Origin of the sequence: Acidaminococcus sp. AM05-11, assembly GCF_003472805.1 — a bacterium.
In the GTDB taxonomy this organism is placed as follows: domain Bacteria; phylum Bacillota; class Negativicutes; order Acidaminococcales; family Acidaminococcaceae; genus Acidaminococcus; species Acidaminococcus hominis.
In genome coordinates this window covers 23,888-49,096 of sequence record NZ_QRMX01000011.1, presented here as the reverse complement: position 1 = coordinate 49,096, position 25,209 = coordinate 23,888, and the positions used below count along the sequence as shown (strand labels likewise).

Here is a 25,209-nt window from a genome sequence, read left to right as displayed (position 1 = left end):
TGTCATGAGCGAACAAATCAGAAGAATTTTTGTAGAAAAGAAAAAAGACTACGCTGTTGAAGCAGAAGGCCTTTTGGCTGACCTGCAGCAAACCTTGGGCCTGAAGAACCTGACCGGTCTCCGGGTCATCAACCGGTACGACCTGGAAGGTCTCAGCGATGCGGACTACCAGGCTGCCAAATCCCTGGTGCTCAGCGAAGCTCCGGTGGACACGGTCTGTGACGAAACCCTGGAAATTCCGGAAGGCGTCCACAGCTTTGCCCAGGAACTGCTCCCCGGCCAATACGACCAGCGGGAAGATTTCGCTGCCCAGTGCATCCAGCTGATTACCCAAGGCACCCGTCCCATTGTGGCCGCTGCCAAAGTGTTCCTGCTGGAAGGGGACCTGACCGAAGCCGATGTGGAGAAAATCAAACATTACTGCATCAACCCGGTGGAAGCCCAGGAAGCTGCCATTGAAAAACCGGAAACCCTGGATATGACCTGGGAAAAACCGGCTTCTGTAGCCATTCTCACGGGCTTTAGGGAAATGAGCCAGGAAGCTCTGGCAGATTTTCTGAAGAAGCAGGAACTGGCCATGAGCTTTGAAGACCTGGCCTACATCCAAACCTACTTCCAAAAGGAAAACCGGGATCCCTCCATTACGGAAATCAAGGTGCTGGATACCTATTGGTCCGACCACTGCCGTCATACCACCTTCGAAACCAAGCTGGAGAATGTGGAAATCACCGACGGGGTGTACACCGAAACGGTAGCCAAAGCCTTTGAACTGTACAAAAAAGACCGTGCCTTTGTGTACGGGGAAGACACCAAGCGGCCCATTACGCTGATGGATATGGCCTGCCTGGCTGCCAAGAAGCTGAAGAAGGAAGGCAAACTGGCCGACCTGGACGCTTCGGAAGAAATCAACGCCTGCAGTATTGTGGTCCCCATTGAAGTGGACGGCAAGAAGGAAGACTGGCTGGTGATGTTCAAGAACGAAACCCACAACCATCCCACCGAAATCGAACCCTTCGGCGGTGCTGCCACCTGTCTGGGCGGCGCCATCCGCGATCCTTTGAGCGGCCGCAGCTATGTATATCAGGCCATGCGTGTCACCGGTTCCGGCGACCCCCGCACTCCTTATGAAAAGACCCTGAAAGGCAAACTGCCCCAAAGAAAGATTACCCTGGGCGCAGCTGCCGGCTACAGCTCCTACGGCAACCAGATTGGTCTGGCCACCGGTTCTGTAGAAGAATATTACCATGAAAAATTCGTGGCCAAGCGCATGGAAGTGGGCGCCGTAATTGGTGCTGCTCCCCGGGATGCGGTAGTCCGGGAAAGACCGGCTGCCGGCGACCTGATTGTCCTGCTGGGCGGCCGTACCGGCCGTGACGGCATGGGCGGCGCTACTGGCTCCTCCAAGGAACATACCACTGCTTCCCTGAGCGAATGCGGGGCAGAGGTCCAAAAGGGCAATGCGCCTAACGAACGGAAAATCCAGCGGCTGTTCCGCAATCCGGAAGTAACCCGCCTGATCAAGCGCTGCAACGACTTTGGCGCCGGCGGTGTATCCGTAGCCATTGGCGAACTGGCTCCTGGCCTGGTCATCAACCTGGACAAGGTGCCCAAGAAGTATGAAGGCCTGGACGGCACCGAACTGGCTATTTCCGAATCCCAGGAAAGAATGGCTGTGGTTATTGCTGCCAAGGACCTGGACAAATTCCTCCATGCTGCTGACGTGGAAAATCTGGAAGCCACGGTGGTAGCTGAAGTGGCTGAAGATCCCCGGTTGGTTATGTACTGGAGAGGGGAAAAGATTGTTGACCTGTCCCGGGCTTTCCTGGACACCAACGGCATTCCCCAAAAACATAATGTCATTGTAGATGGGGTGGAAGAAACTTCTCCCTTTAACAATCCGCCTGCTGTGGTAGAAGGCAAGGATATCAAGGAAGCCTGGCTGGCCAACCTGGACCGGCTGAACGTGTGCAGTCAGGAAGGCCTGGGCGAACGGTTTGACGGCTCCATCGGCCGGGGCTCCGTGCTGATGCCCTATGGCGGCAAGAACCAGCTGACTCCTACCGAAGGCATGGCAGCCCGTCTGCCGGTGCTGGGGGGCAAGACCACTGCCACCTCCGTGATGGCTGCCGGCTATAACCCCAACGTGGCCTGCTGGAGCCCGTACCATGGCGCCATGTACGCCGTGGTGGAAGCAGTCTGCCGGGCTGCAGCCCTGGGTGCTGACCCTGCCAAGCTGCGGCTTTCCATGCAGGAATACTTCCCCAAACTGCATACCGAACATACCTGGGGCCGTCCCTTCAGTGCCCTCTTGGGTGCCTACGAAGCCTGCTGCGAACTGGAACTGCCGGCTATCGGCGGCAAGGACAGCATGTCCGGTACCTTTATGGACCTGGAAGTTCCGCCTTCCCTGATCTGCTTTGCAGTAGGGGTTATGGACGGCCGGGATACTATTTCCAACGAATTTAAGAAGGCCGGCCATACGGTGGTGTTCATCCCCGTTCCCTGCGACGAACACGAAGTGGTGGATTATGCTGCCCTGCGGACCCTGCTTGCCAACGTGCATAAGGGCATCCTGGGCAAGCGCATCATCACCGCCGGCGTAGTGAAGGAAGGCGGCGTAGCAGCCGGTATTTCCTCCATGTGCCTGGGCAACGGTTTGGGCTTCGAATTCGTGAAACCCTTTGTCCATGAAGAATGCCTGTTCACCTTGCAGCCCGGCGGCTTCCTGGTAGAACTGGAAGACGGCGCTGACGCTGACAAGGTATTTGCCGGCAATGACTTCCTGGTACTGGGTACCCTGACTGATGACGGCAAGGTGGCTGTCAACGGCACGGATATCTCCCTGGAAGACATCAAGAAAGCCTACACCCACACTTTGGAAAGTGTATTCCCCTCTGTGGTGAAGGATTCCGGCAAGGAAATTGTCCGGCTGGCTCCCTATGCCAACGACCTGCCTTTGACCGCTCCCTACAATGTGGCCAAACCCCGGGTATTCATCCCTGTATTCCCGGGCCTGAACTGCGAATACGATACGGCTGCCGCTTTTGAAGCAGCTGGGGCTGAGGCAGACATTTTCGTGCTGCGTAACCTGACTCCGGAAGCCATCAAGGAATCCGTGGAAGAAATGGCGAAACGCATGGCCCAGGCCCAAATCCTGGCCCTGCCCGGCGGTTTCTCCGCCAGTGACGAACCGGACGGCTCCGGCAAGTTCATTGCCACCGTATTCCGGAACCCCATTCTGACGGAAGCTGTAAACCAGCTGCTGGAAGAACGGGATGGCCTGATTCTGGGTATCTGCAACGGCTTCCAAGCCCTGATCAAACTGGGCCTGGTTCCCTACGGCAAGATTGTGCCCATGACGGAAACTTCTCCTACCCTGACCTTTAACACCATTGGCCGCCACATTTCCCGGATGGTCCAGACCAAGGTTGTTTCCAACAAATCTCCTTGGCTGTCCCTGACGGAACCGGGGGATACCTTCACCATTGCCATTTCCCACGGGGAAGGCCGGTTTGTGGCTACCGAGGAAGAAATCAAGGCCCTGGCCAAGAACGGCCAGATTGGCACCCAGTACGTGAACCTAAAGGGCGAGCCCACCATGGAAAGCCCGTACAACCCCAACGGTTCTATGTACGCCATTGAAAGCATTACCAGCCCTGACGGCCGCATTTTGGGCAAGATGGGTCATACCGAACGCTACACTGACGGCCTGATGAAGAACATCTATGGCAATAAGGTTCAGCCGATTTTCCTGGCTGGCGTGCAATACTTTAAATAAGGAATCACTATATGAGCAAAGGGGGAGTGTAGCAGGTGCCGCACTCCCTTTTTCTTAAATTGAGAAAAGGAGGCCCTACATATGGAATTACAGCTTCATTCCCATCTGCATGGGTTTACAGTAGAAAAAATCACGGCACTGCCGGACATTGACGCTACAGGGTACCAACTGGTCCATGAGGTCAGCGGCGCCCGGGTGTTTTATGTGGCCTGCGCGGACGACAACAAGGTATTTACCATTGGTTTCCGCACCCCCAGCCAGGATGACACGGGGGTAGCCCACATTACCGAGCACTCTGTGCTCTGCGGCAGCCGGAAGTACCGGCTGAAGGAACCCTTTGTGGAACTGGTGAAAGGTTCCCTGAATACGTTCCTGAACGCCATGACCTACTCCGATAAGACGGTGTACCCGGTGGCCAGCCGGAACGACAAGGATTTCCGCAACCTGGTGGATGTGTACCTGGATGCGGTGTTCTATCCCCTGACCAGCGAAAACCCCTTCACCCTGAAGCAGGAAGGCTGGCATTACGAGCTGGGCGAAGGGGAGGACAAGCCCCTGATCTACAACGGCGTGGTGTACAACGAAATGAAAGGGGTATACTCCTCCCCGGACGCCATCGAGGAGCACGAGGTGTGCAAGGCCCTGTTCCCGGATTCCCCCTACCGGTTTGAATCCGGCGGTCTGCCGGAAGCCATTCCGGAACTGACCCAGGAAGGGTTCATTGCCTTCCACAAGAAATACTACAGCCCGGAAAACTCCTATATCTACCTGTACGGCAATATGGATATTGAGGACTACCTGGCCTACCTGGATAAAGAGTATCTGAGCCATTTCCCCAAGAGCGGGACCCTGAAGGTGGAAATTCTCTTGCAGGCACCCTTTGACCAGACCAAGGAAGTCCAGGCTACTTACCCGGTAGCGGCAGGGGACCCCACGGAACATAAGACCTACCTGTCGCTGAATATCGTAACGGGCACGGCCCTGGACCAGAAACAGGTGATGGCCCTGCGGATTTTGGAACATGTGCTGCTGGAGGGCAACAACGCTCCCCTGCGGCTGGCGCTGCTCAAGGCCGGCATTGGCACGGACGTGTCCGGTTCCCTGAACGCTTCCCAGCTGCAGCCGGTATTCTCCGTGCAGGTCAGCGGCTCCGACCCGGAAAAGGAAGACGAGTTCGTGAAGGTGGTATACCATACCTTGCAGGAACTGACCCGGACCGGGATTCCCAAGGACCTTCTGACGGCGGAACTGAATTCCGAAGAATTCAAGCTGCGGGAAGCGGACTACAACATTTATCCCAAAGGCTTAATCTACGGCCTGGGCTGCATGGAATCCTGGCTGTACGGGGGAGACCCGGCAGCGTCCCTGCAATTCACCGAAGAATTGGATTATCTGCGCTCCCAGATGGACAAGCGCTATTATGAGGGCCTGATTGAAACGGTGCTCCTGGACAACACCCACAAAGTGCTCCTGACCCTTACCCCGGAACCGGGGAAGGAAGAAAAGGATGCTGCGGCCCAGAAGGAAAAAATGGCCCAGCTGAAGGCCAGCATGGACGAAAAGACCCTGGAAGGCTACGCCCAACTGGCGGACGAACTCCATGCCCGTCAGGAAGCTCCGGACTCTCCGGAAGCCCTGGCTACCATTCCTCTCCTGAAGCGCACGGACATTGTCCGGAAGGCCGAAGCGGAAGCCTATACCACGACCCAGGACGGGAAGCACCAGCACCTGTTCCTGCCGGCCTTTACCAACAAGATTGCCTATTTTGACTGGTGCTTTGACTGCACCGGTATCCCAGAAGACCTGCTGTGCTACGGCTACCTGCTGACAGATGTGCTGGGCAAGGTGGACACCGATGACTATACCTACGAAGAACTGACCACCCTGTCCGATATTTATTTGGGCGGCCTGAACTTTGAGCTCAAGCCCTATGCCCAGTACAACAATACCAACTCTTACCGGAACGTGTTCAAGGTATCTGCCAAGGTACTGGAAAAGAACGAGGAAATGCTCTTTAAGATTCTTTCCAGCATTGCCCTGCGCAGCCATATTGGGGACAAGAAACGGCTGAAGGAAATTGTCAGCGAAGTGAAGACCGGCTGGGACAATGCGTTCTTTGCCCGGGGCATGACGGTTGCTGCCATGCGGCTGACCTCCTACTTCTCTAAGAGCGGCCGGAGCCTGGAGCACGACCAGCTGACCTATTACCAGTTCATCCAGGACCTGTGGGCCCACTTTGATGAACGGGCGGACGCTGTGGTGGAAAAACTCCAGCAGCTGGTACCGGCCTTCTTCCATCAGGACGAGCAGCTGGATTCCCTGTCCTGTGACGAGGACATGAAGACGGAAGCGGTGCAGCGCCTGGAAGCCTTTGTGGCCAGCCTGCCCCATTCCGCCTTTGCCGGAAAGCCCATGCCTGAGCTCCCTGCTGGGGAAACCAACGAAGGGGTGGTGACCTCCGGCAAGGTGCAGTACGTACTGGCCGGCGGCAACTACCGGGATCATGGCTACGACTACACGGGAGCCATGAAGGTACTGGAAACCATTCTGCGCTACGGCTACCTGTGGACCAAGGTCCGGGTCCAGGGCGGGGCCTACGGCGCCGGTGCCCGGTTTGACCGGAGCGGCGTGCTGTACTTGTCCTCCTACCGGGATCCCAACCTGGCAGAAACCCTGAAGACCTACCGGGATCTGCCGGCGTATCTGGAAAGCTTCGACGCAGACGCCCGGGAAATGACCAAGTACGTCATTGGGACGGTGAGCCTTTTGGATACGCCGCTGACCACGGCGATGCATCTGGAAAAGGCCATTGCGGCCTATATGACCGGTTTGCCTCAGGACGTGGTGCAAAAGGGCCGGGATCAGGTGATTGACTGCCAGGTGGCCGATATCCGGGCCCTGGCACCGGTGGTCAAGGATGTGCTCAGCGACGGCTACCTGTGCGTAGTGGGCGGCCAAAGCAAGATTGAAGACCATAAGGACTTGTTCCATAAGGTGGTCAAAGCGTAACTGCATAGCTAAATCAGCAGCAGGTTTTCCCCGCGGAAAGCCTGCTGCTTTGCATAAGGCGGAAGAAAAGTGAACATGGGGCAGGGCTGCCAGGGTATAGGCTGCCATGGTATAATAGTAGGAAATGCTGGGCGGGGAAGCTCCTGTCCAGAAGAAAGGAGGAGGGGCGTATGCTGATTAGTTCAGCGCTTGTCACTTTTGCGGCGGTGGCCCGGGCCGGAAGCTTTAATAAGGCGGCGGAAGAACTGAAAATCTCGCCCCCTGCCGTCCAAAAGCAGATTAACCTGCTGGAAGGGCAGCTGGGGCTCAGGCTTTTTATCCGGACCCACAGGGGTCTTAGGCTGACGGAAGCGGGTGCGTCCCTGGAGCGGGATGCCAGCCGCCTGCTGGACTATGCCCAGGAAGCGGTGGCACGGGCCCGGCTGGCGGAGGAGCAGCGGGAATATTTGCTGCGGCTGGGGACTTCGCCCATGACCCCTTCCCAGTTCCTCCTAAAGCTCTGGCCCAAGGTTCACCAGCTAAACCCCAAGCTCCAGGTTCAGCTGGTACCTTTTGAAAATACGCCGGAAAATGCAGTGCATATCCTGGAAAATCTGGGCCAGGACATTGACCTGGTGGCCGGGTATTCGGACCAGGGCCAGCAGGCGCTGTACAGCAAAACCCGGTTTCGGCAGCTGACCTGGGAACCCCTGCGCTGCGCTGTGGCCAGTACCCATCCTTTGGCAGCCAAGAAGCGGCTGACCCTGGAAGCTTTGTACGGCCAGCGGCTCTACGTGCTGCGCAGGAACAGCACGGTCTTTGATGACCTGAGACGGGAGCTCACGGAGCACCACCCGGCCATTGAACTGGTAGATTTTCCCTTTTACGATATGAAAATCTTCAACCGCTGCGTAGCGGAGCAGGCAGTGCTGGTGACCATTGACCCCTGGAGCAGCGTCCATCCCCTTTTGAAAACCCTGCCGGTGGACTGGGACTACACCATTCCCTATGGCATTCTCTACAGCCCCAGACCTTCCAAGGGGGTACGGGAATTCCTGGAGGCTTTGGACCAAATAGAGGAGGCTGGCAATGGGTTACAGCCCTAGGATAGTAGAAACTAAAAGTTAATAGCAGTAAACCAAGCGAGACTTCTCCGGAAGCCTCGCTTTTACTATACTGGGAATATAAGAAAAGAAGGGGAGGTAAAACAATGAAAGCGAAATATTTACCTTTATTTTGTGCGGCGGCCCTGTGGGCTTCTGCCAGTACGGGTTTTGCCTTTAGCCATCCGGTACTGCTCCAGGACCAGGGCAGCTTTTTTGCCGGCGGTACGGTAAAAACGGCTCCGGGCACCTATACCGGTGAGCTCCAAAGCCGGGCTGGAAATACCCTCCACGGGGATGCAGCCTACGCCTTTTACCAGATTCCAGTGAAGGCCCAGAAAAATGCCCTGGTGTTCCTGCACGGCGCTGGGCAGTCCGGCAAAACCTGGGAAACCACGCCGGATGGCCGGGACGGCTTCCAAAATATCTTTTTGGAACGGGGCTACAAGACCTATGTGGTGGACCAGCCCCGGCGGGGCAAAGCCGGCCAGTCCACGGTGCCTATGGCCCTTTCTGCCCAGCCCCAGGACCAGCTGTGGTACAACACCTTTCGCATAGGGGTGTATCCAAAGCCCTACGCCAATGCGGCGGTTCCCCGGGACAAGGAAGCGGAGGAGCAGTTCTTTTATCAGATGACCCCCAATACGGGCGCTTTTGATGCCAAGGTAATCAGTTCTGCCCTTGCGGCAGTGGTGGCCAAGGCGGGGCCTTCGGTGCTGGTCACCCATTCCCAGGGCGGCGGCCCAGGGTGGGACACGGCTATGGAGAGCCCACTAGTGAAGGGCGTAATCTCCTTTGAGCCGGGAACCTTCCCCTTCCCGGAAGGGCAAGTGCCGGCGGTGGAAAAAACTACCAGTCCCTTCCCGGCTGCCGGGTATGCGGTGCCCAGGGCGGAATTTCTAAAACTGACAAAGCTGCCCATTGCCGTGGTCTTTGGGGACAATATCCCCAGTGGGGACAAGCCGGTGGCCAACTGGGGCATGGACAACTGGCGGGTGCGGAAGAACCTGGCCGAAAAATGGGCGACGCTGGTTAACCAAAATGGCGGCCGGGCGGAAATCATTTCCCTGCCGGAACTGGGGCTTCGGGGCAACACCCACTTTGCCTTTGCCGACCTGAATAACCAAAAGGTGGCCCAGGTCATGGTACAGTGGCTGCAAAAAAATAAGCTGGCGGAAAGCCAAAACAGGAGGAACAAAAAATGAAGGTATTATTGGTAAACGGCAGTCCCCATCAAAAGGGCTGCACCTATACGGCGCTAAAGGAAGCGGCCAAAACCCTAAACACAGAGGGCGTGGAAACGGAATTCTTCTGGATTGGCAATGGCCCCCTTCATGGCTGCATTGCTTGTCACAAATGCAACACCTTGCATAGCTGTGTATTTGACGGTGACGGAGTAAATACGTTTTTGGACAAGGCCGCAGGGGCCGATGGCTTCCTGTTTGGCACACCCGTCCATTGGGCAGCAGCTGGCGGCGCCATTACGTCCTTTCTGGACAGGGCTTTTTATGCCGGGGCACGCCGGGAAAACAAACCTTTTTATCTGAAACCAGCAGCGGCGGTGATTTCTGCCCGCAGGGCCGGTACCACTGCTACCTATGATCAATTGAACAAGTACTTTGGGCTGATGCAGATGCCCATTATTTCCAGCCAGTATTGGAATATGGTCCACGGCCAGACCCCGGAAGATGTACTCCAGGACGCCGAGGGCTTGCAGACCATGCGGACGCTGGGCCGGAATATGGCTTATTTCCTAAAATGCCGGGAAGCGGCGGACGAGGCGGGAGTGGCTCTGCCGCAGCAGGAACCCCAGGTATTTACCAATTTTGTCCGCTAAAAGGAGAATAGCATGAAAAAAATTATTGTACTGTTTACGGCGCTGCTTCTGGCTCTGGGGGCTGCTGCCTGCGGCTCAGGGGAATCGCAGAAACCGACGGCGTCTGGGGCCAAAACGGAAAGCGCTGCCCCCAGCGTGAAGAAGGGCGGCAAGGTGCTGGTAGTGTATTTCTCCGGTACCGGGCATACCCGTTCTGTGGCCAAGACCATTGCGGAAGCGGTTCACGGGGACTTGTGGGAACTCCAGCCGGTCCAGCCCTATACGGAAGCGGACCTGAACTACCGGGATAAAAGCAGCCGGGTGGTAAAGGAACACGATAATCCCAGCCTTCAGGAGCAGGTGGCGCTTACCAATGCCAAACCGGCCAATTGGGATACGTACAGCACGGTCTTTATCGGCTATCCGATTTGGTGGCATTTGGCGGCCTGGCCAGTAAAAGGCTTTGTGAAAGCCAACGCTTTTTCCGGTAAAACGGTGATTCCCTTTGCTACTTCTGTGGAATCAGGAATGGGAGAAAGCGGCACCCAATTGCAGCAGCTGGCCGGTACCGGCACCTGGCTGGAAGGGAAACGCTTCCCCTCCAATGTGGCTGCCAAAGACGTTCAGGACTGGGTCTACAGCCTGGGCCTATAACGGTTGTTTGGGTATAATAGAAAGAAAAGCCCCTGGGTCCTGGTTGGAACCGGGGGCTTTGGACAAAGTAAGAAAAGAGAAACACCTATGGAGAAACGAAAATTGGGCAATCTGGAGGTATCTCCCATTGGCATGGGGTGCATGGGCTTTTCCCATGGCTACGGCCAAATCCCGGAGCGCAGCTACAGCATTGCTGCCATCCAGAAGGCTTATGCTTTTGGCTGCACCTTTTTTGATACGGCGGAAAGCTACGGTAAGGAGCTGTACTACCCCGGCCACAACGAAGAAATCGTAGGGGAGGCGGTGGAACCGTTTCGAAAGGACATTGTCCTGGCCACCAAGTTCCACCTGGGGGAAACGGAGGAGCTCCAGGGGAGCCTTTACAATACCATTCGGCTGCATTTGGACGCTTCCCTGAAGCGGCTGCGCACGGACTATGTGGACCTGTACTATCTGCACCGGATCAACGAACGGTTCCCGGTGGAAGAAATTGCCCAGGTGCTGGGGCAGCTCATTGACCAGGGGCTGATTCGGGGCTGGGGGCTGTCCCAGGTGCCGGCGGTAACGGTGGCTGCAGCCCACCAGGTAACGCCCCTGTCCGCGGTGCAGAACCTGTACAATATTCTGGAACGGGACTGCGAGAAGGAAATCTTCCCTTATACCCTGAAGCACCATATTGGGGTGGTGCCTTTTTCGCCCATTGCCAGCGGCTTTTTGTCCGGCAAGGTGACGGCAAAGACCCAGTTTCAGGGAGATGATGTGCGGAAGTTTGTGCCCCAGCTGTCCAAGGAAAACCTTTTGGCCAACCAGCCGATTCTGGATATTCTGAACCAGTTTGCCAAGGCAAAGGACGCCACTCCCGCCCAGATTTCCCTGGCGTGGATGCTCCACAAATATCCCAATGTGGTGCCCATTCCCGGGTCCAAGAACCAGGAGAGGATTTTGGAAAACCTGGGGGCCTGGAATGTGGAGCTGACGGACAGCGAATTTGCCCAGCTGGAAGGTGCCCTGGACCAGTGCCAGGTCCACGGACACCGGGGCATTGACGAATCCGAGCAGAGAAGCTTTGGCAAGCTTTGGGCCAAAAACTTTCAAAAATAAACAGGCAGGGCTGTTGGGTGCAGGGCCTGCGGCAAATCAAAAGACGGTGCTTCAGATAGTTCTGAAACACCGTCTTTGCTGTACTATTGGATTTTTTCCAGGTACTGGGGGAAGGGGGCCAGGACCCGGGGCAGGATGCCGTTCATATAGGCAATGGCAATGCCGTAGTTGGTCATGGGCACGTGCTGCTCCCGGGCAGTTTGCTGCCGATAGGCCACTTCCTGGGGGTTCAGCATGCAGCCGCCGCAGTGGACCACCAGCTGGACTTCCTGGAGCAGGTCCGGGAAGCTTTTGCCGCTGGAGAAGATGAATTCCGGCTGGGCCCCGGAGAATTTGCGAATCCAGTTGGGCATTTTCACGGCGCCAATGTCGTTGCACTGGCGGTGGTGGGTGCAGCCTTCCGAAATCAGCACCTTGTCCCCGTCTTTCAGTTTCCCCAGCTCTACGGCGCCTTCAATGAAGGGGCCCAGCTGGCCCTTGTAGCGGGCAAACAGGATGGAGAAGGAGGTCAGGGGGATTTCTGGGGGCACCATTTTGTTGACGATATGGAAGACCTGGCTGTCGGTGACCACCAGTTTAACGGTGCTGCCCAGGGCTTTCAGGAGGCTGGGGAGTTCTTCCGGCTGGGTAACCAGGGCGGTGCAGTGGCCGTCCAAGAGTTCCCGGATGGTTTGCTGCTGGGGCAGAATCAGCCGGCCTTTGGGGGCGGAGCCGTCCACAGGCACTACCAGTACGGTCAGGTCCCCGGGCTGGAGCAGGTCAAGAATCAGGGGGCGCTTGTGTTCCGTTTTGCCGGCCAAGGCGGCCAGCCGTTCCTTCAGCTCCGTAATATGGAGCTTCTCTTGGGCGCTGACGGCCAGGGCCACGGTTTGCAGGTCCTGGGGCAGGGCAAAACTCGGGGCCAGGTCAATTTTGTTGAAGACTACGATATAGGGAATTTTCCGAGCCTGGATTTCGGTGAGCAGTTTCTGGTCAAAGGGATTCAGGCCCTGGGCGGCGTCCACCACCAAGAGGGCCACATCGGTGCTGCGCAGCACCAGCCGGGCTTTTTCAATCCGGGACTGGCCCAGGTCGCTGTCGTCGTCCATCCCCGGGGTGTCCGTGAGCAGCACGGGGCCCAGGGGCAGGATTTCCATGGCTTTGGACACCGGGTCCGTGGTGGTGCCCTTAAAGTCGGAAACAATGGCCAAGTCCTGGCCGGTCAGGGCGTTGATCAGGGAGGACTTGCCGGCGTTGCGGCAGCCGAACAGGCCAATATGGACGCGTTCCCCGGAAGGGGTTTCATTTAAAGATGCAGGCATGGGGATTCTCCTTTGGGCTGCGGCAGGAAGGGTTTCCTGGGACAGCATATTGTAATGGAAGGTGATTTACCGATTTACCATAATAAGAGCGTTATTTGACGGTATTACTAAATTATACGGGATTTGGGAAAGATTACAAGTCCCTGCCCCCTGTGCAGGCCAAAAAAGTTGTGAATTTTTTGGAGGAACCTGCATTGTGATTTTTGTAAAAACGGTAAAATACTGGATAATCGGGAAATATTTCCGGAATTGGTTATTTTTTAAAATATGCTTCAAATGTGATAATATTTCTTGTGAATTTGCCCAATCAGAACATTTTTGAAGAAGATTTTAATCTGACACTTGATTTTTTCCCCGGAGTCCATGTATACTATGCTACAGTTTCAATATTTCTGAAACTTTCAGGTAATTTTCCTGCTAAAAGTTTTCCGCAACCCCATAAAGCTGTGGTCCAGGACCTGAAACGGGGCAAGGTATGCCGGGCAGGGATTGGACATTCTTTCTGTATTGTGTTATCTTCAATTATATGTACTAATGTACTCAGCTTATTTTCAACAAGGGATGTGGGAACATGGAACGCTATTACTATGCCGCCTTGGCCGACCTTTTGGGCTACCAGGCTCCCAACCGTGTGCGGGAGCTGGTCAGTTATTTTGGCTCCGCCAAGGCCGCCTTTCGTGCAGGCAGCAGGGACCTGAAGGCCTCGGGGCTTTTGAAGGAAGGCCTGCTTTCCTACTACGAAGAAATGTATCAAGGCGACCTGCCGGAACAAATCTACGACTACTGTGAAACCCATCAGGTGGCTGTGGTGACCGAGTATTCGGAGGAGTATCCTCCGGGCCTTCGGGAGCTTTCCAGTCCTCCGGCGGTGCTCTACCGGAAGGGAACCTTTCCTTCCTGGAAACGTACCCTGGGGGTGGTGGGTTCCCGGAAAGCCACGGCCTACGGGCTGGAAAATGCCCGGAGCTTTGCCCGCTATTTGGCAGGGCAGGGGGTAACGGTGGTTTCCGGGGGTGCCTTCGGCATTGACGCCGCAGCCCACCAGGGTGCCCTGGACGGAGGCGGCTGCACGGTGGCCGTTTTGGCCGGCGGCTTTCAGCATCTGTATCCGGCGGCCCATTCCCGGCTGTTTGGGCAGATTGCCCAGCACGGGGCTCTGGTTACCGAATACGCGCCCTGGGTGGAGCCTTTGCAGAAACGGTTTCCCCTGCGCAACCGGCTTGTGGTAGGGCTGTGCAGCGGGGTGCTGGTGGTGGAGGCTGCCCTGAAAAGCGGGGCCATGATTACCGCCCGGCTGGCCGCCGAGGAAAACCGGGACGTGTATGCCATTCCCGGGCTGATCCACTCGGCCACCAGCAAGGGTACCCATCAGCTGATTCGGGACGGGGCGCTGCTGGTGGATGGGCCGGAGCAGCTGCTCCAGGAAGCGTTTCCCCAGTGTGCGGTCCCTGCCAAAAAAGAAACAGAACTTTCGCTATTTGATCAGCTGCCGTCTGCGCAAGTGCCGCAGGCCCAGCAGGTTTTTTCCTGGCTCCAGGAGGCAGGCAGCCAGTCCATGGAACAGCTGGCAGAACATTTTTCCTGGTCCCTGGCCGAACTGAGTTCCGTACTGCTCCAGCTGGAAATCAGCGGGGCTGTGCGGCAGGGCCCGGGAAATCGTTATATGCTTGTAGTTTAGGAGGAGAAGAGAGTGACAAAAAATCTGGTCATCGTAGAGTCTCCTACGAAGTCGAACATCATTCAAAAATTCTTGGGCAAGAATTACACCGTCCGGGCCTCCATGGGCCACTTGCGGGATCTGCCCAAAAGCCAGTTTGGGGTAGATGTGGAGCATGACTTCACCCCCAAGTACATCAACATCCGGGGCAAGGGTCCCCTGATCAAGGAACTGCGGACCTTGGCCAAAAAGGCCGACAAAATTTATCTGGCAACTGACCCGGACCGTGAAGGGGAAGCCATTGCCTGGCATTTGGGCTATCTTTTGGGGGTAGGACCCCAGGACAAATGCCGGATTTCTTTCCATGAAATTACCCCTCAGGCCATCAAAGATGCCCTGAAGGATCCCCAAAATATCGACATGGACAAGGTGGACGCCCAGCAGACCCGTCGGATTCTGGACCGGATCGTAGGCTACCAGCTGAGCCCTCTCTTGTGGCGGAAAATCCGCAAGGGCCTCAGCGCCGGCCGTGTCCAGTCCGTAGCCGTCAAGATTATTTGCGACCGGCAAAAGGAAATCGACGAATTTGAGCCCCAGGAATACTGGACCAGCTCCGTAACCCTGGAGCCCAACGGCAAGCCACCGAAAATCCATGCGGACGTGAAAAAGAAAAACGGCGAAAAGCTGGAAATCCATAACCAGGAAGAAGCCAACGCCATTACCGAAGAACTCCAGCAGGTTTCCTACGCAGTGAAGGACTGCGCCGTGAAAGACCGGCAGCAGCGGCCGGCGGCTCCCTTTACCACCAGCTCCCTCCAGCAGGAAGCGGTAAAACAGCTGAGCTTTACCACCAAGCGCACCATGATGGTGGCCCAGCAGCTGTACGAAGGCCTGGACGTAGGCCAAAAGGGCGGCCCAGTAGGTCTTATTACCTACATGAGAACGGACTCCGTGCATCTGGCCGATACGGCAGTGGCGGAAATCCGGGACTATGTGGGTCAGAACTATGGGGATAAATACCTGCCCAAGACGCCCAACCACTACAGCAGCAAGAAAAACGCCCAGGAAGCCCACGAGGCCATTCGGCCCACCAGCGCGGCCCGGACGCCGGAATCGGTGGCGCCCTACCTGACAAGGGACCAGCTGCGGCTGTACACCCTGATCTGGAAGCGGACCATTGCCAGCCAGATGGCCAACAGCATCAGCAAGCTGACCACCCTCACCATTACCGGCGGCCCCTACGAACTGACGGCTTCTGGTTCCGTCATTACCTTTGACGGCTTCCGGGTGCTTAGCGGCCGGAAGGACGATGAAAAGGACAAAAAGGTACCGGCCCTGGAAAAGGGTACCCCTATGGAACTGGTGCAGGTGGACCCGGCGGTCCAGCACTTTACCGAACCGCCTCCGTACTTTACAGAAGCTTCCCTGGTAAAGGAACTGGAAGAAAAGGGTATCGGCAGGCCCAGCACCTATTCGCCCATTATCCAAACCATCCAGACCCGGGGCTACGTGGTCCGGGACGGCAAACGCCTTTTGCCCACGGAACTGGGCAAGACCACCATGGAAATGCTGAACCAGTACTTCTCCTATTTCATTGATGAAAAGTTCAGCGCCCACATGGAAGAAGAACTGGATGATATCAGTGAACATAAACGGGACAAGGAATCCGTGCTCAAGGAATTCTATGACCCCTTCGAAAAAGCTCTGAAAGTAGCCGATGAAAATATTCCCGTGGTGGAACAGCCGGTGATTGTCAGTGACGTGCAATGCGAAAAATGCGGCCGGATGATGGTGGTGAAGGAAGGGCGGCACGGCAAGTTCCTGGCCTGCCCGGGCTTCCCGGACTGCCGGAATACCAAGCCCATTGTGGTAAAAACCGGAGTGAAATGCCCCAAATGCGGCGGGGAAATCATCGAACGCCACAGCAAAACCGGCAAGCTGTTCTATGGCTGCCAAAGCTATCCCAACTGCGACTTTGTTTCCTGGGATAAACCCCTGCCGGAAAACTGCCCGGTGTGCGGCAGCATGCTGGTGGAACATACGGAACGCAATGGTAAGAAAATCATCAGTTGTTCCAATGAGAACTGCACCGAATTCAAGCTGCGCAAGCGGTCCGCCGCCAAAATTGCAGCGGCAGCCGGGGTTTCCAGCCCGGTAAAGGCCACGGCCAAAACTACTGCGGCAAAGAAAACCACGGCGGCAAAGAAAACTACTGCCAAGAAGACCACGGCGGCCAAAAAGACCACCGCCAAGAAAACTACAGCCAAGCGCACCACCAAAACGGCTGCGGCAAAGAGTACAGCGGGGGTCAAAAAGACCACCCGCACCCGAAAGAGCACGGCGTCTGCCGAGGCCCTGACGGCAGAGAAATGAGGTTAAGATGAACGTACATGTAATAGGCGCCGGACTGGCAGGCAGCGAAGCCACCTGGCAGCTGACCCGCCGGGGGATTCCGGTGATCCTCCACGAAATGCGGCCGGGGAAATCCGACCCGGCCCACCATACGGCCAATTTCAGCGAGCTGGTGTGCAGCAATTCCCTGCGGGCCAACAATATTGAAAACGCCGTAGGGCTGTTAAAGGAAGAAATGCGCCGGCTGGACTCCCTGATTATCCGGGAAGCGGATATCCATCAGGTTCCCGCCGGAGGCGCCCTGGCGGTGGACCGGGACGGTTTCAGCGCAGCCATTACCAAGGCCCTTCGGGAAAATCCCCTGGTGACGGTGGTGGAAGAAGAAATCACGGATTACAATTTCCCCGAGGAAGATATTGTGATTACAGCTTCCGGCCCTCTCACCAGCGACAAGCTGTCGGAGGCAATCCAGAAGCTGGTCCAAAAGGACTACTTCCACTTCTTTGATGCGGCGGCCCCCATTGTGACGGTGGATTCCCTGAATATGGACAAGGTGTACAAGGCCTCCCGCTACGACAAGGGGGAAGCGGCCTACTACAACTGCCCCTTTACCAAGGAAGAGTACCAGCACTTCTGGAACGAGCTGTGTCATGCCGAAACGGCAGCAGTCAAGGACTTTGAACACGGCAACGTGTTCGAGGCCTGCATGCCCATTGAGGAGATGGCTCTCCGGGGCGAAGAAACCATGCGGTTTGGCCCCTTAAAGCCCGTAGGTCTGCCGGACCCCAAAACCGGCAAGGACCCCTACGCCGTGGTGCAGCTGCGCCAGGACAACGGGGCAGGGACCCTGTACAATATTGTAGGGTTCCAGACCCATCTGCGCTGGCCGGAACAAAAACGGGTGTTCCGGCTGATTCCCGGCCTGGAAAACGCAGAGTTTGTCCGCTACGGGGTCATGCACAAAAACTCCTATTTGAACTCTCCGCTGCTTTTGAACCCGGATTATTCCCTCAGGGAGCATCCCCACCTGTACTTTGCCGGCCAGATGACCGGGGTGGAGGGGTATGTGGAATCCGCTGCTTCCGGACTGGCTGCCGGCATTTACGCCGCCCGGGCCATTGAGGGCAAGGAACCCTTTGTGTTCCCCAAGGAAACGGCCATTGGCGCCCTGTCCCAGTACATCAGCAACCCGGAAGTGAAGCACTTCCAGCCTATGAACATCAATTTTGGACTGATTGCTCCTTGGGATGGACCGAAATTTCGTGGCAAAAAAGAAAAAAATGCGGCAATTTCGCAACGGAGTCTTACTATTCTGGAAAATTTGCTAAAATCTCTTGCATGATTGAATAGTTTGTGATAATATGAATTGTCAAGAAATACCTTAAATTTGTACAATTCAAGAGCTGCTTCGGAGGCTAGCATGAAGAACAGTGCGTCCAAGGATCCGCTGGTGAAAAAGTTCCTGAACTACCTGACGGTGGAGAAGGACGATTCACCCCTTACGATCATCAACTATGAAGCAGACATCTGCCAGTTCGCCCAGTATATGGCGGACAAGGGCAAGGTTCTTGAATGGTCGCAAATTTCTCTGCTTGACATTCGCGGCTATTTGGCCGCCATGCACAAGGAAGAATTGGCCAGGCGGACCATTGCCCGGCGCATTTCTGCCCTTCGCTCCTTTTACCGGTTTTTAAGGAGGGAAGGCGTCATCAAGACCAATCCTTTTGCCAAGGTACGAACGCCCAAACTGGAGAAAAAGCTGCCCGTATTTTTGGAAGAATTTGAAATCAATCTGCTTCTGAAAATGCCGGACGTGACAACTTTGTTGGGCAAACGGGACAGGGCCATCTTGGAAACGCTGTACTCTACTGGGTGCCGGGTTTCCGAACTGGTGGGACTGACCTTGGATCGGATTGACCTGGGAAACCGGTATGTGCTGTTATTAGGGAAAGGGAACAAAGAAAGGCTGGTTCCCCTAGGACACCCCTGCGTACAGGCCATCACCCATTATCTGGAAGAATGCCGCAGGCATCTGATGAAAAAATATCAGGTGCGTGAACATTCCATCCTTTTTGTCAACAGCCGGGGTACGCCGCTGACCGCCAGAAGCGTCAGACGCATCCTGGACAAATACGTTGAAATGACAGCCTTACAAAAACATGTCAGCCCGCATACTATCCGGCACACCTTTGCTACCCATTTGTTGGAGCACGGGGCGGATCTGCGGTCTGTACAGGAATTATTAGGACATGCCAGCTTGTCGACTACGCAAATCTATACTCACGTTACTGCGGAGCATTTGACAGCTGAATATGAAAAACATCATCCACGGGCCTAACAGGAGGGACTATTATGCTTGCTTTACTTGAAAAAACACGTATGATCAACAAATTGTTACAAAACACCGAGACTGTCAGCTACAAAAAAATGGCTGAAGTGCTGAAGGACGTCATCAAAGCCAACATCTACATCGTTTCCAGCAACGGGGAACTTTTGGGTTACTCCATTCTGGATGGTTTTGAATGCGAACTGATGATTAAGAAAGTACTGGATGTGGGCCGTTTCCCTGATTCTTATGTGAAATGGCTGGAAGGCATCCGGGAAACTTCCTCCAACTATCGTCTGGTGAAGAATATGTGCGCCTTCAGCGAAGACACCAAGTGCCTGTTCGAAAGCAAGTTCACCACGGTAGTTCCCATCTTCGGCAACGGCGTTCGTCTGGGTACCTTGATTCTGGGCAAGTTCAAGAAGGAATTTGTAGATTCCGACCTGCTGCTCAGTGAATATGCTGCTACGGTTATTGGTATGCAGCTGCTCCACGACAAGGCCCTGAATATTGAAGAAGCTTCCCGGAAGAAAGCCATGGTACAGATTGCCTTCTCCAACTTGTCCTACAGCGAACTGGAAGCCATTTCTGAAATTCTGAAAGCTCTGCCGGGCAACGAAGGCCTGCTGGTCGCCAGCAAGATTGCTGACCAGGCCGGCATCACCCGGAGCGTCATTGTCAACGCCCTGCGTAAATTCGAAAGTGCCGGCGTTCTGGAAACGGAATCCCTGGGCATGAAGGGCACGTACGTACGGATCCTGAATGAATACCTGCGGGATGGCTTGAAGGAACATCGCAAATAAAATATGTGCAAAAACAGGGTCAATCTGCTCTAGGGGCACTTTGGCCCTGTTTCTATAAAGAAAGGATTTGCCTCTATGTTAGGAATGGATGCCACGATACTTTTTCGGATTCCGGCCCTGCTTCTGACCATTACCGTGCATGAATACGCCCACGGCGCCATGTCGGCCAGCCTGGGAGATCCCACGCCGGAAATGGACGGCAGACTGACCATGAATCCTTTGGCCCATCTGGACCTGGTAGGGTCCCTGATGCTGCTTTTGGTGGGCTTTGGCTGGGCCAAGCCTGTGCGAATCGATCCCCGGTACTACGCCAATCCCCGTTCGGGACAGCTGAAGGTGGCCTTTGCCGGCCCCGGCAGCAACCTGTTTCTGTGCTTTGTGGCCATGGCCCTGCAATTTTTGATGGTCCGGTTCATGAATCCCGGCAGCGGGGTGATGTTGTTCTTGAATTGGCTGATGATGTACAATGTCTGGTTCGCTTTTTTCAACCTGATTCCCATTCCGCCCATGGATGGGTACCAGATTCTCCGCAACTGGCTGCCTTTTACCACGGCTATGCGCTATGAGAGCCTGCTGGGACCCTACAGCACCCTTATCTTGATTGCCCTATGCTTTACGGGTATAATTGGAGTGATTGTATCCCCTCTTGCCAGTCTGTATCTCAGTCTGTGCCACAGTATCCTGAACCTGCTCTTCTTTTTTTAAGTTTGTTCAGGCAAGACAAGGAATGACTTCATGGCAGCTTATACGGTAAAATTGGCGGATTTTCAAGGTCCTTTGGACCTGTTGGTCCACCTGATTGAAAAAGATAAAATCGATATTTACGATATTCCCATTGTTTCCATTACGGAGCAGTACATCGCCTATCTGAATACCCTTCAGGAGTATGACCTGGACGTGGCCAGCGAGTTTCTTCTGATGGCGGCTATGCTGCTGCAGATCAAGTCCCGAATGCTGCTCCCCAAGGAAAAGGACGTGGAAGAAGAGGAAGAGGATCCCCGGACCATGCTGGTGGAGATGCTGGTGGAATACCGACGCTTCAAAAAGCGGGCGGTGCTGCTGCGCCAGTGCCTGGACAAGGCCAGCCTGTGCTGGAGCCGGGAGCCTGCACCGGCACCCCGGCAGCAGCAAAAGGTGAAGCGCTACTATCTGGGGGACCTGCTGCGGGCCCTGGCCAACCTATTCCCGGAACGGGAACAGGAGCAGCCCATTATTCCCCGGCAGGAATTCCACGTGCAGGACAAGATGGATGATATTATGGGAATGCTGGAAAATCGGCAGAAAGGACTGTCATTCCAGCAGGTGCTGAAGAATAAGGCCAGCCACAGCGAGGTCATTGCCTCGTTCCTGGCCATCCTGGAACTGCTTCGGCTGCAGAAAATCTGCATCCGCCAGGATCAGCCCTTTGCGCCGATTACCCTATCGAAACGGGAGGAGGGTGCGTATGGCACTGCATAAGCTTGGCAAACTGGAAGCGCTGCTGTTTGCTTCCGGCCAGCCCCTTTCCCTGGAAAAAATGGCAGGGGCCCTGGCCCTTACCCAGGCCCAGACTGCGGACCTGCTGGAGGAGCTCCAGCATGGGTACCAGGAGGCGGACCGGGGGCTGACCCTGCGCAAGGCCGCCGGAGGCTGGCAGCTGGTGACCAAGGAAGAAGCGGCTCCGGTGCTCCAGATCCTTTACGAGCAGCAGGAACAGAAGCTGTCCACGGCGGCTATGGAAACATTGGCCATTGTGGCTTTTAAGCAGCCGGTGACCAAAAGTGAAATGGAAGCCATCCGGGGGGTGAAGGTGGACGGGGTATTAAATACCCTGACGGACTTGGGGCTGATTACCGAGGTGGGCCGGAAGGAAGTTATCGGCAAGCCCATTTTGTACGGTACCACGGATCGGTTTTTGACCACCTTCGGTTTTAATACCCTGGCCGATTTGCCGGATATTCCGGACGAAATCCTGGAGCAGAAACTGTTCCCGGAGGAGGGGGAGGAAGTCTTGGAGCTGGAGAGCTCTGAGGACGCCCCGGAAGAAAATGAACACCCGGCTGGGGAAGAACCCCAGCAGAAAGCATAGAATAGGACAACAAATGGAAGAGAAACTGGAAAGACTGCAAAAGGTAATGGCTGCGGCAGGGATTGCGTCCCGCCGGGAATGCGAAAAAATGATTCAGGCCGGACGGGTCCAGGTCAACGGGAAAACCGTTACCGAACTGGGAACCAAGGTGGGGCCCAAGGCCTTCATCACCATTGACGGCAAGGGCCTGCGGCCTACGAAAAAACGGTATATTCTCCTGTACAAGCCCCGGGGCGTGGTGACCACCATGAAGGATCCCCAGGGCCGCCGGACGGTGGCTGAGATGCTGGAAGGCGTACGGGAACGGCTGTACCCGGTGGGGCGGCTGGATTACCAGACCGAGGGACTGCTGCTGATGACCAACGATGGGGAACTGGCCCAGAAAATGACCCACCCCAGCCACCATGTGAACAAGACCTACGAGGTCACGGTCAAGGGCAAGGTTCCAGAAGAAAAGCTGGACATCCTGCGCATGGGCGTACCCCTGGAAGACGGGCTGACTGCTCCGGCCCTGGTGTACGTGAAGGGCTATGACCCGGAAAAGAATTTGACGCTGTTTACCGTGACCATCCACGAAGGCCGGAACCGGCAGGTGCGCCGGATGTGCGATTTCATTGGCTTCCCGGTAAACAAGCTGAAACGGGTCCAGATTGCCAGTCTTACTCTGGAAGGGCTCAAAAAGGGTGAGTACCGGGAACTGGAACCGGAAGAAGTGGAAGCCCTGCAGAGGCTGGTGAAATAATGAACAAGGTAGTAATAGTCGGAGCCGGGGCAGCGGGCCTGATGGCCGGCATTGCAGCCGGTGCAGCAGGCGCCCAGGTGACGCTTTTGGAAAAAATGGGGCAGGCCGGCCGGAAGCTGATGATTACCGGCAAGGGCCGCTGCAACGTTACCAACGCCTGCACCATGCAGGAAATGATAGCCATGCTTCCCGGCAACGGAAAATTCCTGTTTGGGGCGTTCCATAAATTTACCAACCAGGATATGATGGACCTGTTGGAACGCAATGGGCTACCACTCAAGGTAGAGCGGGGCGGCCGGGTGTTCCCCCAAAGCGATAAGGCCATCGATGTGGTGAATACCCTGGAAAAAATCCTCCGTTCCTACGGGGGAAAGATTCTGCTCCATAAGAAAGTTTCCCAGCTGAAGCTGGTGAACGGCAAGGTGGTTGGGGTGGAGGACACGGAAGGCAAGCTTTACCGGGCGGACGCGGTGATTATTACCACCGGCGGCGCCTCCTATCCCCGGACCGGTTCTACCGGCGATGGTTATGCCCTGGCCAAAGAGGCCGGCCATACCATTATCCCTCCCACCGGCGCCCTGGTGCCGCTGGAGAGCGACGACGAGGACGTAAAGAAACTTATGGGTCTGTCCCTGCGCAACGTCCGGGCCAGCCTTTTGGAACAGGACAAGGTGCTGGCCCAGGAATTTGGGGAAATGCTCTTTACCCATTTTGGGGTATCGGGGCCCATTATCCTGTCGCTGAGTCGGACGGCGTCGGAATGCTGGAAAAAGAATCCTAAGGCGCTGCTGGACCTGTCCATCGATTTAAAGCCGGCACTAACGCCGGAACAGTTGGACAACCGGATCCAGCGGGACTTTGTGAAATACAGCAGAAAACAATTGAAGCATGGGTTGGACGATTTGCTGCCCCAGAGCCTGATTCCTGTGATTATCGACCGGGCGGTCCTGAACCCGGAGCAGCCGGTGAACCAGATTACCCGGAAGGAACGGCTGCGGCTGGTCCAGACCCTGAAGCAGTTTACGGTGCCCCTGACGGGTACCCGGCCCCTGGCGGAAGCCATTGTCACCGCCGGCGGGGTCAATACCAAGGAAGTCAGTCCCAGTACCTTCGCCTCCAAACTGGTTCCCAACCTGTATTTTGCCGGTGAAGTGCTGGACGTAGATGGATATACCGGCGGCTATAACCTGCAGGCAGCCTTTTCATCGGGCTACGTGGCAGGAACTGAGGCCGCCCAAGGAAAAGAGGAATCTCTGTGAAAAAGATCATCATTGCCATTGACGGCCCTGCCGGCGCCGGCAAAAGCACCATCGCCAAAAAGGTGGCTGCCCAACTGGGCTATGCCTACATCGATACCGGTGCCATGTACCGGACGGTAACCCTGCGGTTTTTGGCCAAACAGCTGCCTTTTTCGGAAGAAACAGTAACAGAGCTGGCCAAACAGGTAAAAATCACTTTTCGTTTCGCAGACGGGCTAAACCGGGTCTTTGAAAGCGGGGAAGAAGTGACGGAAGCCATCCGCTCCTTGGAAGTGACCCAGCACGTGTCCCAGGTGGCTGCCGTTGGCGGCGTCCGGGCGGCCATGGTGGAAGCCCAGCGGGAAATCGGGGCCCAGGGCGGCGTAGTAATGGACGGCCGGGACATTGGCACGGTGGTATTTCCCCAGGCTGAGCTGAAGGTGTTTCTTACCGCTTCCGTGGAGGAACGGGCCAACCGCCGCTACCTGGAGATGAAGGAAAAAGGCCAGGACGTGGACCTGGAAGATTTGAAACAACGGATTGCCCAGCGGGATCATCTTGATGAAACCCGGGAAATCTCGCCTCTGCGCTGCGCAGAGGATGCGGTGTACTTGGATTCCACCCAACTGTCCATTGATCAGGTAACCGATCAAATTATCGCTTTGGCAAGGAAGGTTCTAGCATGTGGTACCGTTTCGTAAAAATAATTTTCTCCGTCCTGTTTCGGATTATTCTTAGGCTCAAGATTATCGGCCGGGAAAATATTCCCATGGAAGGTCCGGTAGTGATTGCCAGCAATCATATGAGCCTGTTGGATCCGCCGGTGGTAGGGACGGCCTCGTCCCGGCCCGTGAATTTCATGGCCAAGTCCGAGCTGTTTGTACCCGTTCTGGGGGCCCTGTACAGCTCCCTGGGAGCGTTCCCTGTGCACCGGGGAGCCGCCGATTCCCACGCCATTAAGCACGCTCTGTTGCTGTTAAAGAACAAGCAGGTGCTGGGGATTTTCCCGGAAGGCCACCGGATGCCAGAAGGTCATTTGGGCAAGGCAGCTCCGGGCGCCCTGGCCATTGCCATTAAGGGTAAGGCCACGGTAGTACCTACGGCCATTATCGGCAGTGACCTGAAGCACCGGAAAACCTTCTGGCCCAAGGTCACCGTGGTTTTTGGCAAACCGTTGTCCATGGAAAACCAGGACGGAAATAAAGTAAAAGTGGAGGAACTCAGTGAGCGGCTCATGGCCCAAATTGCGGCGATGATTGAAGCCCACCGGGAAAAATAATCT

The 25,209-nt window shown here is 55.8% G+C and carries 20 protein-coding genes; 19 read left to right on the top strand and 1 reads right to left on the bottom strand.

The genetic code is table 11. The features are described 5' to 3' along the window. Positions 1-4: 4 nt before the first annotated feature. The 7 genes from DW089_RS07100 to DW089_RS07070 all read left to right on the top strand — a co-directional run bounded on the left by DW089_RS07100 (position 5) and on the right by DW089_RS07070 (position 11,440). The gene (locus DW089_RS07100; protein ID WP_105325396.1) at positions 5-3,778 is read left to right on the top strand and encodes a phosphoribosylformylglycinamidine synthase; all 3,774 of its coding nucleotides are present in this window, start codon (positions 5-7) and stop codon (positions 3,776-3,778) included. A gap of 81 nt (positions 3,779-3,859) precedes the next feature. Continuing rightward, positions 3,860-6,787 carry an insulinase family protein gene (locus tag DW089_RS07095; RefSeq protein ID WP_105325397.1) on the top strand — a complete coding sequence of 976 codons (2,928 nt, stop codon included), beginning with the start codon at positions 3,860-3,862 and terminating at the stop codon, positions 6,785-6,787. Positions 6,788-6,957: 170 nt separating this feature from the next. Next, the gene (locus DW089_RS07090; RefSeq protein ID WP_199614657.1) at positions 6,958-7,872 is read left to right on the top strand and encodes a LysR family transcriptional regulator; all 915 of its coding nucleotides are present in this window, start codon (positions 6,958-6,960) and stop codon (positions 7,870-7,872) included. Between the two features lie 104 nt (positions 7,873-7,976). Then, positions 7,977-9,074, top strand: coding sequence for an alpha/beta fold hydrolase (locus tag DW089_RS07085; protein ID WP_105325398.1), 1,098 nt, complete (start codon positions 7,977-7,979; stop codon positions 9,072-9,074). Continuing rightward, on the top strand, positions 9,071-9,706 hold the full coding sequence (locus tag DW089_RS07080) for a flavodoxin family protein (protein WP_105325399.1): 636 nt from the start codon (positions 9,071-9,073) through the stop codon (positions 9,704-9,706). Before DW089_RS07085 ends, DW089_RS07080 begins: the two co-directional genes overlap by 4 nt. A gap of 12 nt (positions 9,707-9,718) precedes the next feature. Further along, positions 9,719-10,339: a flavodoxin gene (locus DW089_RS07075; RefSeq protein WP_105325400.1), complete on the top strand. Its 621-nt coding sequence runs from the start codon at positions 9,719-9,721 to the stop codon at positions 10,337-10,339. Between the two features lie 87 nt (positions 10,340-10,426). After that, a complete protein-coding gene (locus tag DW089_RS07070; RefSeq protein WP_118286984.1) occupies positions 10,427-11,440 on the top strand; it encodes an aldo/keto reductase in 1,014 nt (337 codons plus the stop codon). A gap of 83 nt (positions 11,441-11,523) precedes the next feature. On the opposite strand, the gene hydF is transcribed toward DW089_RS07070, so the two are convergent. Continuing rightward, complete coding sequence (hydF, locus tag DW089_RS07065) at positions 11,524-12,741, bottom strand: [FeFe] hydrogenase H-cluster maturation GTPase HydF (protein WP_105325402.1); 1,218 nt, start codon at positions 12,739-12,741, stop codon at positions 11,524-11,526. Positions 12,742-13,312: 571 nt separating this feature from the next. Here hydF and dprA point away from each other — a divergent pair. The 12 genes from dprA to DW089_RS07005 all read left to right on the top strand — a co-directional run bounded on the left by dprA (position 13,313) and on the right by DW089_RS07005 (position 25,206). Continuing rightward, positions 13,313-14,419 (top strand): DNA-processing protein DprA, encoded by a 1,107-nt coding sequence (gene dprA / locus DW089_RS07060; protein WP_118286983.1) that lies wholly within the window; start codon positions 13,313-13,315, stop codon positions 14,417-14,419. 12 nt (positions 14,420-14,431) lie between these two features. Continuing rightward, complete coding sequence (gene topA, locus DW089_RS07055; protein ID WP_105325404.1) at positions 14,432-16,771, top strand: type I DNA topoisomerase; 2,340 nt, start codon at positions 14,432-14,434, stop codon at positions 16,769-16,771. A gap of 7 nt (positions 16,772-16,778) precedes the next feature. After that, positions 16,779-18,092, top strand: coding sequence for a methylenetetrahydrofolate--tRNA-(uracil(54)-C(5))-methyltransferase (FADH(2)-oxidizing) TrmFO (gene trmFO / locus DW089_RS07050; RefSeq protein ID WP_118286982.1), 1,314 nt, complete (start codon positions 16,779-16,781; stop codon positions 18,090-18,092). A 78-nt stretch (positions 18,093-18,170) separates the two neighbouring features. Continuing rightward, complete coding sequence (gene xerC / locus DW089_RS07045) at positions 18,171-19,088, top strand: tyrosine recombinase XerC (RefSeq protein WP_105325406.1); 918 nt, start codon at positions 18,171-18,173, stop codon at positions 19,086-19,088. 14 nt (positions 19,089-19,102) lie between these two features. Next, complete coding sequence (codY, locus tag DW089_RS07040; protein ID WP_105325407.1) at positions 19,103-19,879, top strand: GTP-sensing pleiotropic transcriptional regulator CodY; 777 nt, start codon at positions 19,103-19,105, stop codon at positions 19,877-19,879. Positions 19,880-19,963: 84 nt separating this feature from the next. Further along, on the top strand, positions 19,964-20,584 hold the full coding sequence (locus DW089_RS07035) for a site-2 protease family protein (protein WP_233547571.1): 621 nt from the start codon (positions 19,964-19,966) through the stop codon (positions 20,582-20,584). Between the two features lie 30 nt (positions 20,585-20,614). Continuing rightward, positions 20,615-21,337: a ScpA family protein gene (locus DW089_RS07030; protein WP_105325409.1), complete on the top strand. Its 723-nt coding sequence runs from the start codon at positions 20,615-20,617 to the stop codon at positions 21,335-21,337. Continuing rightward, positions 21,324-21,947: an SMC-Scp complex subunit ScpB gene (scpB, locus tag DW089_RS07025; RefSeq protein ID WP_105325410.1), complete on the top strand. Its 624-nt coding sequence runs from the start codon at positions 21,324-21,326 to the stop codon at positions 21,945-21,947. The genes DW089_RS07030 and scpB overlap by 14 nt, the downstream gene beginning before the upstream one ends. A gap of 13 nt (positions 21,948-21,960) precedes the next feature. Then, on the top strand, positions 21,961-22,689 hold the full coding sequence (locus DW089_RS07020) for a pseudouridine synthase (protein ID WP_105325411.1): 729 nt from the start codon (positions 21,961-21,963) through the stop codon (positions 22,687-22,689). Then, positions 22,689-23,948, top strand: coding sequence for an NAD(P)/FAD-dependent oxidoreductase (locus tag DW089_RS07015; protein WP_105325412.1), 1,260 nt, complete (start codon positions 22,689-22,691; stop codon positions 23,946-23,948). The genes DW089_RS07020 and DW089_RS07015 overlap by 1 nt, the downstream gene beginning before the upstream one ends. Continuing rightward, positions 23,945-24,628, top strand: a complete 684-nt coding sequence (cmk, locus tag DW089_RS07010) for a (d)CMP kinase (RefSeq protein WP_199614655.1) — start codon at positions 23,945-23,947, stop codon at positions 24,626-24,628. The genes DW089_RS07015 and cmk overlap by 4 nt, the downstream gene beginning before the upstream one ends. Beyond that, positions 24,610-25,206 (top strand): 1-acyl-sn-glycerol-3-phosphate acyltransferase, encoded by a 597-nt coding sequence (locus tag DW089_RS07005; RefSeq protein WP_105325414.1) that lies wholly within the window; start codon positions 24,610-24,612, stop codon positions 25,204-25,206. The genes cmk and DW089_RS07005 overlap by 19 nt, the downstream gene beginning before the upstream one ends. Positions 25,207-25,209 lie beyond the last annotated feature (3 nt).